16 protein-coding genes and 1 pseudogene are annotated in these 13650 nt (G+C 59.1%); 13 read left to right on the plus strand and 4 right to left on the minus strand.

Going from position 1 to position 13650, the window contains the following annotated elements; translation table 11 throughout:
• Positions 1-113: 113 nt before the first annotated feature.
• Positions 114-416, minus strand: coding sequence for a con-10 family general stress protein (locus EV560_RS05920; protein WP_131854819.1), 303 nt, complete (start codon positions 414-416; stop codon positions 114-116).
• A gap of 270 nt (positions 417-686) precedes the next feature.
• Between EV560_RS05920 and EV560_RS05925 the strand changes: the two genes are divergently transcribed.
• From EV560_RS05925 to EV560_RS05980, 12 genes and pseudogenes are all read left to right on the plus strand, one after another.
• Entirely contained in the window at positions 687-2204 is a 1518-nt protein-coding gene (locus EV560_RS05925) for an FAD-dependent oxidoreductase (protein WP_131854820.1), read from the plus strand.
• Between the two features lie 116 nt (positions 2205-2320).
• Positions 2321-2509, plus strand: a complete 189-nt coding sequence (locus EV560_RS05930) for a DUF3008 family protein (protein ID WP_131854821.1) — start codon at positions 2321-2323, stop codon at positions 2507-2509.
• An 18-nt stretch (positions 2510-2527) separates the two neighbouring features.
• Positions 2528-3385 (plus strand): SDR family oxidoreductase, encoded by an 858-nt coding sequence (locus EV560_RS05935; RefSeq protein ID WP_131854822.1) that lies wholly within the window; start codon positions 2528-2530, stop codon positions 3383-3385.
• A gap of 18 nt (positions 3386-3403) precedes the next feature.
• Positions 3404-3691, plus strand: coding sequence for a SemiSWEET family sugar transporter (locus EV560_RS05940; protein WP_131854823.1), 288 nt, complete (start codon positions 3404-3406; stop codon positions 3689-3691).
• 139 nt (positions 3692-3830) lie between these two features.
• The gene (locus EV560_RS05945) at positions 3831-4436 is read left to right on the plus strand and encodes a cysteine hydrolase family protein (RefSeq protein WP_131854824.1); all 606 of its coding nucleotides are present in this window, start codon (positions 3831-3833) and stop codon (positions 4434-4436) included.
• A gap of 181 nt (positions 4437-4617) precedes the next feature.
• Positions 4618-5220 carry a peptidase S14 gene (locus tag EV560_RS05950; RefSeq protein WP_165923347.1) on the plus strand — a complete coding sequence of 201 codons (603 nt, stop codon included), beginning with the start codon at positions 4618-4620 and terminating at the stop codon, positions 5218-5220.
• A gap of 489 nt (positions 5221-5709) precedes the next feature.
• Complete coding sequence (locus EV560_RS05955; RefSeq protein ID WP_131854825.1) at positions 5710-6216, plus strand: YciE/YciF ferroxidase family protein; 507 nt, start codon at positions 5710-5712, stop codon at positions 6214-6216.
• A gap of 100 nt (positions 6217-6316) precedes the next feature.
• A complete protein-coding gene (locus tag EV560_RS05960; protein ID WP_131854826.1) occupies positions 6317-6892 on the plus strand; it encodes a DNA-3-methyladenine glycosylase in 576 nt (191 codons plus the stop codon).
• 90 nt (positions 6893-6982) lie between these two features.
• On the plus strand, positions 6983-7270 hold the full coding sequence (locus EV560_RS05965; RefSeq protein ID WP_131854827.1) for a hypothetical protein: 288 nt from the start codon (positions 6983-6985) through the stop codon (positions 7268-7270).
• Positions 7271-8040: 770 nt separating this feature from the next.
• Positions 8041-9227, plus strand: a pseudogene (locus tag EV560_RS05970) (zinc-dependent alcohol dehydrogenase).
• Positions 9224-9607 (plus strand): hypothetical protein, encoded by a 384-nt coding sequence (locus tag EV560_RS05975; protein WP_131854828.1) that lies wholly within the window; start codon positions 9224-9226, stop codon positions 9605-9607. The pseudogene EV560_RS05970 and the gene EV560_RS05975 overlap by 4 nt, the downstream one beginning before the upstream one ends.
• 216 nt (positions 9608-9823) lie before the next feature.
• Positions 9824-10693, plus strand: coding sequence for a DUF6551 family protein (locus EV560_RS05980; RefSeq protein ID WP_131854829.1), 870 nt, complete (start codon positions 9824-9826; stop codon positions 10691-10693).
• Between the two features lie 325 nt (positions 10694-11018).
• Here the strand turns inward: EV560_RS05980 and EV560_RS05985 are convergent, their stop codons facing one another.
• Both EV560_RS05985 and EV560_RS05990 read right to left on the minus strand, forming a co-directional pair.
• On the minus strand, positions 11019-11471 hold the full coding sequence (locus EV560_RS05985; protein ID WP_131854830.1) for an NUDIX hydrolase: 453 nt from the start codon (positions 11469-11471) through the stop codon (positions 11019-11021).
• A gap of 263 nt (positions 11472-11734) precedes the next feature.
• Complete coding sequence (locus EV560_RS05990) at positions 11735-12511, minus strand: Crp/Fnr family transcriptional regulator (protein ID WP_131854831.1); 777 nt, start codon at positions 12509-12511, stop codon at positions 11735-11737.
• 224 nt (positions 12512-12735) lie between these two features.
• Between EV560_RS05990 and EV560_RS36845 the strand changes: the two genes are divergently transcribed.
• Positions 12736-13023, plus strand: coding sequence for a DUF6894 family protein (locus EV560_RS36845; RefSeq protein WP_465246977.1), 288 nt, complete (start codon positions 12736-12738; stop codon positions 13021-13023).
• On the opposite strand, the gene EV560_RS05995 is transcribed toward EV560_RS36845, so the two are convergent.
• Positions 12983-13552, minus strand: coding sequence for a Crp/Fnr family transcriptional regulator (locus EV560_RS05995; protein WP_207907958.1), 570 nt, complete (start codon positions 13550-13552; stop codon positions 12983-12985). The genes EV560_RS36845 and EV560_RS05995 overlap by 41 nt on opposite strands.
• Positions 13553-13650 lie beyond the last annotated feature (98 nt).

A 13650-nucleotide genomic window follows, 5' to 3' on the forward strand; every position in this document is an offset into this window, starting at 1 on the left:
GGTCAGGTGAGGCCAATATGGCTGCGGCGTAGAACGAGGGTCTGGCGCCTCAAAAACAATGCCCCGCCAGCTGACGCTGACGGGGCGAAGCCTAGCGGCTCAAGCGCAGCATCCTAGCTTTGGCCGCCCATTTTGCCAGCCTCAGAGGCCTTCTGAGGATCATTGGCGAAGTTGCCCGAACCGCCACGTTCGTTACCACCTCCACCCTGCTGGCTTCTATCGGACGACGCAGCATCCTGCTGACGGTTGCCGCCGCCGCTGTTCTCACCGCCCTTTTTCCCGGCCTCCGACGCCAGTTCGGAATCCTGAGAGAAGCTGCGCTTTTCGGATGGCACGCTCGATCCACCCTTGGAGGCGATCTCACGCTGCTTGTCGTCGTCCATCGAGCCGAAGCCCCGCTTGTCGTTGTTGGCCATTTTTTCCTCCACAGGTCAGCGCTCGCACACCACGAGGTGTCGCTTGCGATGCCGACATTGGCTGGGTTCAGCCGGGTCATCATTAACCCGGTTAACCGGTCAACAGTGGTGACCGCTGCCGGTTCCGGCGCCCGCTCTGCGGGGAAACCAGCAACCGCGGCCGCCACGTATTTTGCTTCATCGCGACGCTGCAAGAGCGGCTGCACTGGGCATTACGTTGAACGGGCGTGACACCAATGCGTTGGCCTATTCGCCAAAGGAGTGAGAGCCATGACCGCGATGAAAGAGCGTAGCCAATCCGTCTGGATGGATGTTGAAGTCGCTCCCGAGGCAGAACCGCTCTCACAGGACACAGACGTCGAGATCGTCGTCGTAGGATCCGGAATCGCGGGGCTTTCCATTGCCTATGAGCTGGCGGAAAAAGGGGTCTCGGTACTAGTTATCGACCGCGGTGAAATCGCCGGCGGGATGACATCGCGCACGACAGCGCATCTTGCGCCGATCTGTGACGATTCTCTTGCAGAACTCGTCTCAAAGAGAGGGCGCGATGCTGCCCGCGCCTTTCAAGCCAGCCAAGCGGCCGCAGTTGATCGAATCGAGAGTATCGTTGCCCGGCATGAGATCGACTGCGAGTTTCGCCGGCTCGACGGCATCCTCTTCCTCGCCCCGACAGACGAAGAAACTGTGCTTGATGACGAGGTCAAGGCGGCCGCACACATCGCAGTCGACGTCATGCGTGGATCAGGGCTCCCTTTACAGGGCCTGCATGCGACGCCGTATCTTCGCTATCCCGAGCAGGCGACATTTCATCCGCTGAAATACCTTCGAGCGCTTTGCGATGTCATCTCGGCGAAAGGGGGCAGGCTCCACCCTCGCTCGGCGGTCGAGGAAATCGAGGAGACCGAGGATGGTGTGACCGTGCGTGCGGCGAACGGCATCTCGGTCACAGCCAGGCACGCTGTCGTCGCGACGAACTCCCCGATCCACGCCCGGTACGCTTACCACACGAAACAAGCTCCCTATCGAACCTACGCCATGGCGTTCGAGATCGAGCGCGGGCTTGTTAACGACGCGCTCTACTGGGATACGCTTGATCCCTATCACTATGTGCGGCTGACCGGCGGAAGTGATGGCAATGACCTGTTGATCGTCGGTGGTGAAGACCACAAGACAGGTGAGGACGATAACGCCGTCGAGCGTTTTGCTGCGCTCGAAACCTGGGTCAAAACCCTTGTGCCCAAACTCGGCCGGGAGACCCATCGCTGGTCCGGCCAGGTCATGGATACGTTGGATTTTGGCGCCTACATCGGGCTCGATGCAGATAGCAAGCGGGTCTACGTGACAACAGGCGATTCCGGCCAGGGCATTACCCACGGCGTCGTTGCGAGCTTGATCATCCCGAAGTTGATAGCGGACGAACAGAGCGAATACGCCGCGATCTACGATCCCTCTCGCACCCCCGCTAAACGTTTCGGGGCGTTTGTCGGAGAGAATCTGACGGCGGTTTCCAACCTTGCACAATACGTGATGCCGAGCGAAATCACGTCCGTGGACGAGCTGAAGCAAGGCGAAGGCGCGATACTCCGCGATGGCCTGAGCAAGATCGCCGCTTACCGCGCCGATTCTGGTGAGGTCGTGAAAGTCTCCGCGGTGTGCACGCATCTAGGATGCCACGTGAAATGGAATTCATTCGAGCAGTGCTGGGATTGTCCCTGCCACGGCTCACACTTTGCGCCTGACGGCACGGTCCTCAATGGGCCGGCGGTCAAACCTTTGCCTCCCGCATAGAAAGGCAAGTTAGTGCGAGCGCCCGACGAGACGGTGCGGAGTGCTTGTTGCCGGAGTGGAACGGGAAATCCCCGTACTGGGTTGGTTGCTAGCCCTGCAACTTGGAGAGGTTGATCATGCCGGCAAAATCGAAGGCCCAGCAGAAAGCGGCCGGAGCGGCGCTCGCGGCCAAACGCGGAGACAAGAAAAAGAGCGAACTCAAGGGTGCGTCGAAGTCGATGGCCAAATCGATGAGCGAGAAGGAACTCCACGACTTGGCTTCGACTAAGCGGAAGGGAAAGTCTGAGCACTCCTCCAAATCCTGATTGTCATCGGAGCCCGTGATGAACCAGCATCCCAAACCGCCCTTCCCCGAGCAGCAGCAAACTATGCCGGGCGCGACCGGCCAGATGGATCCGCAGCCGGACCATGGCGAGCAGTCCTACAAGGGCTCAGGCAAGCTCAGCGGCAAGCGCGCGATCATCACCGGCGCCGATAGTGGCATCGGTCGCGCCGTCGCCATCGCCTTCGCCCGCGAGGGCGCCGACGTGCTGATCTCCTATCTCGACGAAGAGACGGACGCGGCCGAGACGAAGCATTGGGTCGAGCAGGAGGGGCGGAAGGCCGTGCTCGTGCCGGGCGACATCCAGTCGGCCGCCCATTGCCGCTCGATCGTCGATAAGGCGCTCGCCGAACTCGGCGGCATCGACATCCTCGTCAACAACGCCGCTCATCAGGCCAGCTTCGACGACATCAGCGAGATCAGCGACGACGAATGGGAGCTCACCTTCAAGGTCAACATTCACGCGATGTTCTACCTGACGAAGGCGGCGGTCCCGCACATGCCGCCGGGCAGTGCGATCATCAACACGGCCTCGGTCAACGCCGACATGCCGAACCCGACCTTGCTCGCCTACGCCACGACCAAGGGCGCGATCCAGAATTTCACCGCAGGCCTAGCCCAGCTCCTGGCCGAGAAGGAGATCCGCGCTAATGCGGTCGCGCCCGGGCCGATCTGGACCCCGCTCATCCCGTCGACAATGAGCGCCGAGAGGGTGGCGAATTTTGGCAAACAAGTTCCGATGAAGCGGCCGGGACAGCCGGCGGAGCTCGCGACCGCCTATGTGATGCTCGCCGACCCCCTGTCGAGCTACGTCTCCGGCGCCACGATCGCGGTGACCGGCGGTAAGCCGATCCTTTAATCCCGATCGGAAGGATCAATGAACTGGATCACCGTGATCGGCTTCGGCGCGGCCCTGTGCTCGACTGTGAGCTTCGTGCCGCAAGCCTGGCGGATCCTGAAGACACGCGACACCGCCGCGCTCTCGGCGCCCATGTACGCAATCACGACGATCGGCTTCCTGCTGTGGCTCCTCTACGGGATCCTGAAGGGCGAATGGCCGCTCATTCTGACGAATGGCATTTGCTTCGTCCTGGCCGGGTTTATCCTGGCGATGACGCTGGCTTCCCCAAGGCAGAAGGCCGCCATCGTGAAAGCTTTGAAGTGACGCCCCAAGTCGCGAGGACACACAACCGCCCTCTCCCGGACTTCACCGTGACGCCCTATCGCTTCGCCTTTCGCCAATGCAAACGGCAGCGAGATCAAGGTCGTCTGTGGCGTCGAAGTAGATCGCAAGGGAACGTCAAATGTGGGACGGCAGCGAGCTCAGGCTGACCGATAAGTCGCTTCACCTTTGTGTTGACATGCAACGCCTGTTTTCGCGTGATGGCCCTTGGCCCACGCCTTGGATGGCGCGGGTTCTGCCGAATTGTGTGGCCCTGGTGGAACATGATCCGGCCCGCACAATCTTCACGCGCTTCATGCCGCCCCGTATTCCCGAGGAGGCGCCCGGCGCTTGGCGCCCTTACTACGAGCGTTGGCGGGAAGCGACCCGTGAGAGGCTTGACCCTCAGCTCATCGAGCTGATGCCCGAGCTAACGCGATTCGTGCCGCCAGCCAGCCTTTTCGACAAGCGTGTTTATTCGGCGTTTGCGGATCAGCGATTGGCCGCTTTGTTAACGAAACGCGGCGCCGACACGCTGGTCGTGTCAGGCGCGGAAACCGATGTCTGTGTTCTTTCCACAGTGCTCGGCGCGATAGATCTGGGTTATTTCGTTGTCGTTGTGCGCGACGCTATCTGCAGCTCGTCTGACGAAGGTCACAACGCTCTCGTATCCATGTTCGAGTGCCGCCTCAGCCAACAACTAGCGATCGCCGATACCGACACTGTGCTCAACTCCTGGCGGCCTTAAGCCGGAAGCCCAGTCCTAACGCTGAGAACGCTACAGTCGGTACTGCCGCAAGCAGAGGGCGCTGAGCCCCATCGACCGCGGTGCAGGTTGCATTGAACGAGAGCCCACCCCGGCGGTACCGGGAACAGCTCCTTCTCGTCCGAGTTGAAGGCGGAAACTCAAGGCAAGTAGGAAGTGCCTAATGAACACCCTAGCAGTTAAGTCGATTGGCACCTCAGTTGATCGCAAGCTTGCGTCTGCTGAGTTTGCAAACCCGGTCATATTACTCGCGGGCGCTGTCGACTATTCAATGTACAAATCTTTCCGCGAGCAGCTGAACAGCGCGCCTGCCGAGGGCATCGTCGTTGTCGAATTGAGCACCCTTGGTGGTGACCCGGAGGTTGCGAGGATGATGGGTGAAGACATCCGTTTTCATAGCGAACACGAACGATCGCGCCGGTTCGTATTTCTTGGAAAAGCGGCAATATATTCAGCGGGCGCGACGTTTATGAGTTTCTTCGCCAAACCGAACCGTTATCTGACGCGGGGCACTCGGCTGATGATCCACGAGAGAAAGCTGCAGGCGGAAATATCGCTCCATGGCCCTTTGACAACATGCATCGCGAGCTTGCGAGCCAAGCTCAACGAAATTGACCAGTCGATCCAAATACAGAACGAAGGGTTTGCAAACTTGATCGCCGGCTCGTCCGTCACTATGGAAGACGTGCTCAAACGGGCGCCTGAAAACTGGTATATTGAGGCGTTAGAAGCTCAGTCACTCGGCCTCATCGAGGGAGTGATTTGACTGGCAACGTGCTGCGCGGCGAACTTCAGGGCTGCTGACAATAAGCAGGCTGGAATAACGGCCTCGTTGGAAAGGTGCCAGTTTACGTAGCCAGACGTACGCCCGCAGATTGCTGCCAACCCCCCAACCACGTCCGCCTCGTGGCCCAGCGCAGCGAAAACGCGGCGAACCTGCTTGCCCGTCGGCGGCCGCATGCGCCAATTGCTGATGACAATCGCGGCGTCCAATGAAGGATGATACATACGAGCCTCCACGCGTGACAACGAGTTCGCGAACTCCGCTCAGGTCAACGTCGCTTACCAGGTTCAGTTTCACGGGCCTCCGCTATTTCAGCCACGGCGGCGCCTTCGTCATCGATACGCTTCGCGAGCGGATGCTTCAGCAACTGACAACTCACAGCCTCCTGACGCGGATCCTGCCTCGTCCGGAACTGGGCGCGGAATTTCTCGTTATGTCGTCGTTCCATCAACGCCACCGGGGAGAACCACCATGGCACCATCCGCACCCAAGGCTCTCGACGATCTGTTTCACGACATGCTGAAGGACGTCTACTACGCTGAAAAGCAGATTCTGAAGGCCCTCCCGAAGATGGCCAAAGCGGCGAAGTCGCCGGAGCTCAAGAAGGCTTTCGAGACACACCGCGCCGAAACTGAGGGACATGTTGAGCGTCTCAGCGATGTCTTCGAAGCGATCGGCAAGGCGCCTCGCGGCAAGACCTGTGACGCGATCCTCGGCATCATCGAGGAAGGCAAGGCTGTCATGGAGGATTACGCGGACAGCCCAGCTCTCGACGCGGGCCTCGTCGCTTCAGCGCAGGCTGTGGAGCACTATGAAATGACCCGCTACGGCACCTTGTCTGCGTGGGCCAAGCAGCTCGGCCATAAGGAAGCGGTTGCGCTACTCGACGCGACGCTGGCTGAGGAGACCAAAACCGACAAGCTGCTGACGCAGCTGGGCGCACCGGCGAATTCGGCGGCGGTCGCCAAGGCGGCTTAGGCGCGCTCTATTGAGGGCTCGCCAAAAGCTTGGCGGGCCCTTATTCATCCCAGACCGGATCCGGTCCCTCCTACGGACTTTTACTGCGCGGAAAACCGGAATGAGCGATGCAGTGCCGCTGCAGCAACTCGACGCGGTTGCCTTAGCCGCCCGCCTCATAGGAGCGACTTTGCTCGTTGATGGCGTGGGGGGTACCATCGTCGAAACAGAAGCTTATCGGCAAGACGACCCCGCCTCACACAGCTACCGCGGCCCGACCGTGAGGAATGCCGCGATGTTCGGTCCCTCGTGGCACTCATATGTTTACCGCGCGTATGGTCTGCACTGGTGCTTCAATATCGTCAGCGCGGGCCATGGAGCGGTCTTGATCAGGTCTATTGCTCCGGAGTACGGCATCGAGCGCATGGCGGCGCGACGGCAGAGCTCGGTGCTCCTGTGTTCTGGACCCGGCCGGTTAGCCCAGGCTCTCGGGATTACCTCGGCTCATAATGGTTGCAGCCTATCAAGCTCGCCTTTTACAATCATCGAACGGAAGGGCGCGCCTGCCCTGGTGACAGGCCCTCGCGTTGGCATCACCAAGGCGGCGGATATGCGGTGGCGCTTTGCCCTTGCCGGGTCGCCATTTATTAGCGCACCACGAAAGTCACTGATGCCGCCAGCGCCCGTTTCATCATAGTGGGCTGCGATGACGCGCCCCCGCGCAATGACCTGCTGCCGGTTCTGGACACTCAGGGCGCCAGGCAGAGTAGCTGGATGGGAGAAAGAAATGGCCGACTTCGCAACAGGTACTGAAATCGCCTCTCATATGCGCGAGACGTTTCCTGACAGCGACTGGGTTGGCAAAATTGCCGAACAAACCCAGACGCCGCGAGCCACGCTGGAGGCGTATCTGGAGCGGGACGCCCCGCCTCCTGATCACATAAGGACCGCTGCTCTGCAGTTGATCGAGGATAGCCGCACGCTCCCCGAAGAGCTTCCGACCGGCAATGCGAACCCGGACGACCTCCCGTTCGCCGGCATCCCAAACTTTATTGGTAAGCTCCATAAGGAGTGAACGCTGAGGAATCCGGTTCAAACTGTAGTTCCACGGCGCGGGAGCCGTCGCTAGCGTAGAACCGATCAGTTAGCGGCTCCGATCGAAGAATACGGTATCACTGCTTTGAGGCGATCTTCCATTGGCGACCAACGTCTGCCCTGAACCGACAAGCAGTTATACGCGTCTAGGGAACAAGCTGAGCCCACAACTCTCAAAAATAGCAGCCTCTTGCGGGCTCAGACGAGAGGTTCAGCCGGATTTTGGTCCGCTTCCGTCTCGATCTCGACCGTGGGTGCCGCCCACCGTCGCGTCTCCGTCGCCCGAAAGCACGACAGGATTGGCACTGGATAGGCCGCCTTTATTTGGCTTAGGGTTACCTTTCCCGTACTGCCCGGCAGCGTCACCCCGAATAGCGTCAGCGCCCTTCTTCACTTTGGGGCGCGAGTTGACCTTCTCACTCACCGCATATCTCCCTTTCATCGTGATCGATGAGGAACGGTGTATTGCGAATGTTGTTCGAACATTTCCCTCGTTGTCGGTCCGGCCTGCATCCTCGAAAGTCGCGGAGCCCCGGAGAACAGCTCAAGCTCCAGCCTCATTCGTCTCCGCATCGACCGCTGCCTTCAATCGCTGGCAGGGCGGGGCTGTTACCTCTCTGCCTTTCGGAATCGTCATGTTTGTTTCCTTCACAAGGAGCGTGCTGGAACCCTCATCAGCCCCGTTGTTGCGGTGAGTGCGGGCGGCCATAAAGGCACCTGTGCAAGCCGTCCGATGTGGAGGAGAGGCGCATGCGAGCCCTGGTCTGGCACGGTAAAGAGGACATTCGCTGCGACGAAGTAGACGATCCTGAAATCGAACATCCGCGAGACGCTATCATCCGAGTGACCAGTTGCGCGATCTGTGGCTCTGACTTGCATCTCTTCCAAAACCTAATACCCGCCATGAAGCCGGGCGACATTATGGGCCATGAGGCCATGGGTGAGGTCGTAGAGGTTGGCTCGGGAATAGCCGGGAAGCTGAAAAAGGGCGACCGCGTCGTCGTCCCGTTCACGATCATCTGCGGCGACTGCGACCAGTGCAAGCGCGGGAATTTTTCTGTTGGCGAGCGGTCCAACCGCCGTAAAGATCTTGCGGACAAGGTTTTCGGCCATACGACAGCTGGCCTGTTTGGATATACGCATCTCACGGGCGGCTACCCGGGTGGCCAAGCGGAATATTTGCGCGTTCCTTTTGCCGATGCGACGCACATCAAGGTGCCAGACGGCCTGAGTGACGAGCAGCTTCTGTTCCTGAGCGATATCTTCCCGACGGGATGGCAAGCGGCCTGCAGTGCGAGATCGAGCCGTCGGACACGGTTGCGATCTGGGGCTGCGGCCCCGACGGTCAGATGGCAATCCGGAGCGCCATCTTGCTGGGAGCGAAACAGGTGATCGCGATCGACTGTCTGCCGGAGCGCCTGTCGATGGCGGAAGCCGGCGGCGCCGTCGTTGTCGATTTCAGAGAGGACAGCGTGATCGAGCGCCTTCAGGAGCTTACGCACGGCAAAGGGCCAGACAAGTGCATCGACGCTGTCGGAATGGAAAGTCATGTCTCTCTGGCCCAGCCGGACACGCTTTACGACCGCGCTGAACAGGCCATCTTGATGGAGAACGACAGACCGCATGTACTTCGAGAAATGATCTACGTGTGCCGGCCGGCCGGTGTTATCTCGATTCCTGGTGTTTACAGCGGCCTCGTCGACAATATGCCGATCGGCATGGCGATGAATAAGGGGCTCACTTTTAGAATGGGCCAGACCCACGTCAACCGCTGGACGGACGACCTCCTCAGCCGGATCGAGGACGGGCAGATCGATCCCTCGTTCCTCATCACTCACACTGCAGGACTGGAGGACGGGCCTGAGATGTACCGGCTTTTTCGCGACAAGCAGGATAGCTGCATCAAAGTCGTTCAAAGCCTTAGGAGGCAAGAATGAAGTTTATCGCCAACATGATGCGCGGGCGGGCCGATCCACGGATCCGCCGTTCTGGCCGCAGCTCGCTGAGCGGTTCTGACAGGCTCACGCGTGGCCTAGGCTGGTTTAGCATTGCGCTGGGCGTGGCCGAGCTGGTGGCTGTCGAGCGCATCGCAGCAGTTGGCATGCCTTCAAAAAAAGCCGTTCTGCGGGGTTACGGCGTCAGGGAGATTTGCAGCGGGATTCTGTGCCTTTCGGTGGACAAGAAGGCTGGGCTGATGAGCCGGATCGCGGGCGATGGTTTGGACGTGGCCACGCTGAGCCGAGGGCTACATCGGCTCAATCCGAAACGGGGCAACGTCGTGCTCGCTATTTCGGTGGTCTCGGGGGAGTTTCGATAAAGCCGGTCCGCTTCCGAGATTGCCGGAACGGCTTCGGCTTTAGAAGACGGCCCCAATCGAACGGCAGCAAACCAACTTACCGGTCTATATCATAAGTTAATGCGGCAGCGGCGCCCAGCCCTACGTTGTGACAGGGGATAGCATCTACGCTCGCAGCTCAGGTTTGGATGCAGAACCCGTTGCGAATGCTCATCTCCAACGACGTGAGGCCGCAACGTGACCGCTCGCCCCATCAAGCCTCTTTCCCTTCCCGATGTTCCTCGTGCGGTGGTCGGTACACCGCCCCGTTTGATGCGCATCCATCCTTCGGAGCTTTGGGTCGACGGACTTTACCAGCGAGATCTCTCGTCGAAATCGCTGAAGCTTATCGAAAAGCTCGTCCGGTTTTGGGACTGGAGCCGCTTTAGCATTCCGGTCGTCACAAACGTTGATGGTGCCTGGCACGTTATCGACGGACAGCATACCGCGATCGCTGCGCTGTCTCACGGCGGCATAGGTGAGATCGATGTCATGGTCGTCGAGTCGAGCGCCGTCGGCGAGCGCGCAGAAGCGTTCCTGGGGCACAATCGTGATCGCATCGCCGTGACCACAGGCGAGCTCTTTTTTGCCGCCGCGGCCAGTGGCGACGATGATGTGTTGACTGCGCTTTCGGTCTGCGAGCGCGCGGGTGCCACAGTCCTCCGCAACCCATCGCCAGGTCGCCCGTTTAAGCCTGGCGAAATCATCGCGGTTGCTGCGCTGATGAAGTTGGTCAAGCGCCGATCCGCAATGCAGGCTCGCGTTGTAATCGAATGTCTGGTGAAGGCGAGGTTGGCGCCCGTGAGCGCCGAGATGATCAACGCCGTCGACTCGGTTCTGTATGGCCCACTGTACGGCGATGTCGAGCCCGCCAACGTACTGGACGCCATCTTGAAGTTCGGAAATGCAATCGCTCCCAAGGCAATCGAGCTGTCACTTGCCAAGAAATTGCCCAAGGCGCGAGCACTCGCAATTTTAATCTATCAACACACAAAAAAGGGGAAGCGTCCTGTAGCGGACGCCACTCATCCTGCGCAGAGCAACGGCGAACCGATTGTTTTCAATTAGTGTCTCGCGCGTCGGCGGCGATGTTATTACGCTTTGTGCATGGCCGCTTGCCAGTTAGCTGGGTTGACCGGCGTCCTGATGCGCTGGGCGGCGCGAACTTTCAGCTTTGGAACGCTGAACGTCGGTTTCTTCGCCCGCGGTGATCAGGCGAGCTCCGCGTCGGCGCGTAACGTATCAAACGAGCCATTGCGTCGCCACAAAACCGCGTCCGTCAGCGACGATGTTAGAGGCGGACAACGCGCAGTTCGAGGTCAAGCTCGGACAGGCGAACTCCCCGAGGTTTGGTCGACCGCATGTTCGCGAGAAAGGCCGGCGTTGCTTTCCACTAGCCGCCGGCCCTCTCCCGAGCGGGCGATACTCGCGCAACATGTGCAAACAGCTCCTGGAGTTCAGGTTCGATGATTTGGTTCATGGCTTCGGAGAGGGGAATCCACCGAAAACTGCGCTGTTTTTTCTCGGGCCAATCCACCAAGGTCTGCCTAACTCTCAATGGGTAAACAATGACCTCGAGCAGTTCCCAGCCTGCCCTTAGCCGTTTCCAGTAGCGGTACGTGCCCACGGGCTTTCTGCCGATCCGCCCCAGTAATCCCGCCTCTTCGCGAGCCTCGCGAGCCGCCGCGCGGCGCGCAGAAATCCCTTCGACGGGCCATCCTTTCGGGATAAGCCAACGTCTCGTCACGCGGGAGGTGATGAGACACGTCTCAATCGTGCCATCGCGCGCCTCGCGCATTGGCAGTACTGCGACCTGGTGACGAAGAGCTGGCTGCTTGCGTTTCATCGATCTTCTGGGACCCCTTCGGGCTTATGGGAAGACGCGGGCCTGCAGCCCTCATTTTCTTCGTCGACCAGACCATTCTGTGTTGCCCATCGGGCGAACGCATCCGCGACTACATTACTTCGGCGCCGGGTCCGGTGGTCCTGAGCGCAGTATCGGTCAAGTGCCGTAGCGAGACGCTCGGGTAGTTCTACCGTCACAATGACTTGGTTCATGTCCACCTCGTTCTACACAGCTTGCCGAGCATTGAACGGTTTGGCTCGCGTTCAGTTGCATCGGTCCGTGTAGGCACGGGCTTCAATCATGTCCGGCATTTCGCACAGGTGAAGGTACGCGGGATCGAAATCGCCGATCTCTGCTAAGCGTTCATAGTCAAGGATCTTGATGTTGCGGCCTGATAGAACAGCCAGTCCTTCGTCCTTAAGCTCTTGCATACTTCTGTTGACGTGAACCGTCGACAGCCCCTGAGCGTCTCCCAACTCCGTTTGGGTGATAGGCTGAGGAATCACCATGTCCTGTGCCAACCCCATTGCGCGGTACCGGACCAGGAGTTCACACAGCACGTGAGCAATGCGAGTGATGGCAGGTCGGCGCCCAATATTGCTCATCCACTCTCGGAAGATCGAGGCGTCAATAAGTGTCTCACGCCACAGCTTCTGCCCAACATTTGGATGGACCTTGATGAGTTCGCGGAGGGCAGTGTGAGTAATAAAGGCGACTTGGGTTGACCGTAGGCAGGCGAGATTATGATCCATCCGTGCCAAGTGCAGGCTCTGGAGGTCGGGGATGTCACCGACAATGTGATACGAGTGAATCTGCCGTGCTCCATCGCCAACAATTTTGAAACGACATGCGAGTCCGTCGAGAATCAGGCAGCATTGGCTCGGACGATCACCCTCTCGGACAACCTCCTGTCCCGCACGAAACTCGCGAAAAATGGCCGGCAGCGCCAAGATCGCGGCACTTTGCTCGTTTGTGAGCTTTGAGTCGGCTTGCAACTTTCGCACAAGTGCCGACAATCGCGGGGGCGAGGTGACTGCCATGGCTGTGAGCTCCTAGCAATGCAAACAGGCATCACCGTTCCATTTGGTCCTGCTTCATCATGCCTTATAAAAAGGCTTGGAACAATCAGCGAAGCAGTGGTCCTCACTCTCATAGATAGCTTAGTCGGTACTATAACCCAGAGCAGAGGACGGGATTATCCTGCGACGATGCACTCACCCACAGGGGGAGTAAAATGGTTCACTTGAGACAAAGGAGTGGAGCCATGCCGATCTACTATTTTAGCGAGTCTGAAAATGGTGCGGATGTTGGGTCCGACGATAACGGGGTGGAGTTTAGAACTTTGGATGACGCCTGCAACGAAGCGGATCGAACGCTCCGCGTCATCGCCGCCCAGGCTCCGCTGACGAACACCACGTTTTGGATGACAGTACTGAGCTCAGAGCGCGTTGTCGTGCATCGCTCACGACTTGAGGTCGTGAGCAGCGGCTGCGGGTCCGAAGGCGCAGCCTCTACTGGGCCCCTGGGTTCAAGTGTAAATAATTCGGAGTAAAGCCGGAAAAAATGATCAGATCTTCGACATCATGGATAGTAGCCCGACGGGCTTTTACTGTCAAAAAGCCGCGCTTTCGAAGATCTTTCAAGGTCCGATTGATATGCACCGCTGAAAGCCCTAGCGTATCGGCGAGCTCCACCTGCGTGAGGGGCATAAAGAAGTTATCGTCCTCGGTAAGGCCCACGGCTCGTGAGCGAAGAAACATCTCACAAAAAAAATGTGCCACGCGCAATTCGGCTTCTCTTTGACCGATATTGACCAACCACTCTCGCAAGACCGCTTCGTCGACGAGGGTGGCCCAGAACAAGGCTTGAGCCAAGCGGCTGTTTTCCGCAAAAATTTGCCTCATCGTGTCGCGAGAAATATAAGCCACGCTGCAGTCAGATAAGGCGGCGATCGAGTGGTCCATCCGGTCTAGCAATGCGACATGCGCGTCGCAAAGGTCGCCGGGGATGAGGAACGCTATGATGGCTCTGCCACCATCACGCAGCGACTTGTACCTCACTGCCCAGCCATCGACGATCATGTGAGCCAAGCCTGGAGTCTGGTCCTCACTGATGATGATTTCGCCACGCGAAATCCGCCGGACATGCCCAGAGCAAGTCTCCTCTAGAAATGCCCTAT

Origin of the sequence: Allobosea sp. BK604 (assembly GCF_004341515.1) — a bacterium.
Taxonomy (GTDB): Bacteria; Pseudomonadota; Alphaproteobacteria; order Rhizobiales; family Beijerinckiaceae; genus Allobosea.

Coding starts and splice junctions, on each gene's coding strand:
- EV560_RS05920 (WP_131854819.1), bottom strand. CDS start 416: ATGGCCAACAACGACAAGCGGGGCTTCGGCTCGATGGACGACGACAAG.
- EV560_RS05925 (WP_131854820.1), top strand. CDS start 687: ATGACCGCGATGAAAGAGCGTAGCCAATCCGTCTGGATGGATGTTGAA.
- EV560_RS05930 (WP_131854821.1), top strand. CDS start 2,321: ATGCCGGCAAAATCGAAGGCCCAGCAGAAAGCGGCCGGAGCGGCGCTC.
- EV560_RS05935 (WP_131854822.1), top strand. CDS start 2,528: ATGAACCAGCATCCCAAACCGCCCTTCCCCGAGCAGCAGCAAACTATG.
- EV560_RS05940 (WP_131854823.1), top strand. CDS start 3,404: ATGAACTGGATCACCGTGATCGGCTTCGGCGCGGCCCTGTGCTCGACT.
- EV560_RS05945 (WP_131854824.1), top strand. CDS start 3,831: ATGTGGGACGGCAGCGAGCTCAGGCTGACCGATAAGTCGCTTCACCTT.
- EV560_RS05950 (WP_165923347.1), top strand. CDS start 4,618: ATGAACACCCTAGCAGTTAAGTCGATTGGCACCTCAGTTGATCGCAAG.
- EV560_RS05955 (WP_131854825.1), top strand. CDS start 5,710: ATGGCACCATCCGCACCCAAGGCTCTCGACGATCTGTTTCACGACATG.
- EV560_RS05960 (WP_131854826.1), top strand. CDS start 6,317: ATGAGCGATGCAGTGCCGCTGCAGCAACTCGACGCGGTTGCCTTAGCC.
- EV560_RS05965 (WP_131854827.1), top strand. CDS start 6,983: ATGGCCGACTTCGCAACAGGTACTGAAATCGCCTCTCATATGCGCGAG.
- EV560_RS05975 (WP_131854828.1), top strand. CDS start 9,224: ATGAAGTTTATCGCCAACATGATGCGCGGGCGGGCCGATCCACGGATC.
- EV560_RS05985 (WP_131854830.1), bottom strand. CDS start 11,471: ATGAAACGCAAGCAGCCAGCTCTTCGTCACCAGGTCGCAGTACTGCCA.
- EV560_RS05990 (WP_131854831.1), bottom strand. CDS start 12,511: ATGGCAGTCACCTCGCCCCCGCGATTGTCGGCACTTGTGCGAAAGTTG.
- EV560_RS36845 (WP_465246977.1), top strand. CDS start 12,736: ATGCCGATCTACTATTTTAGCGAGTCTGAAAATGGTGCGGATGTTGGG.
- EV560_RS05995 (WP_207907958.1), bottom strand. CDS start 13,552: ATGATCGTCGATGGCTGGGCAGTGAGGTACAAGTCGCTGCGTGATGGT.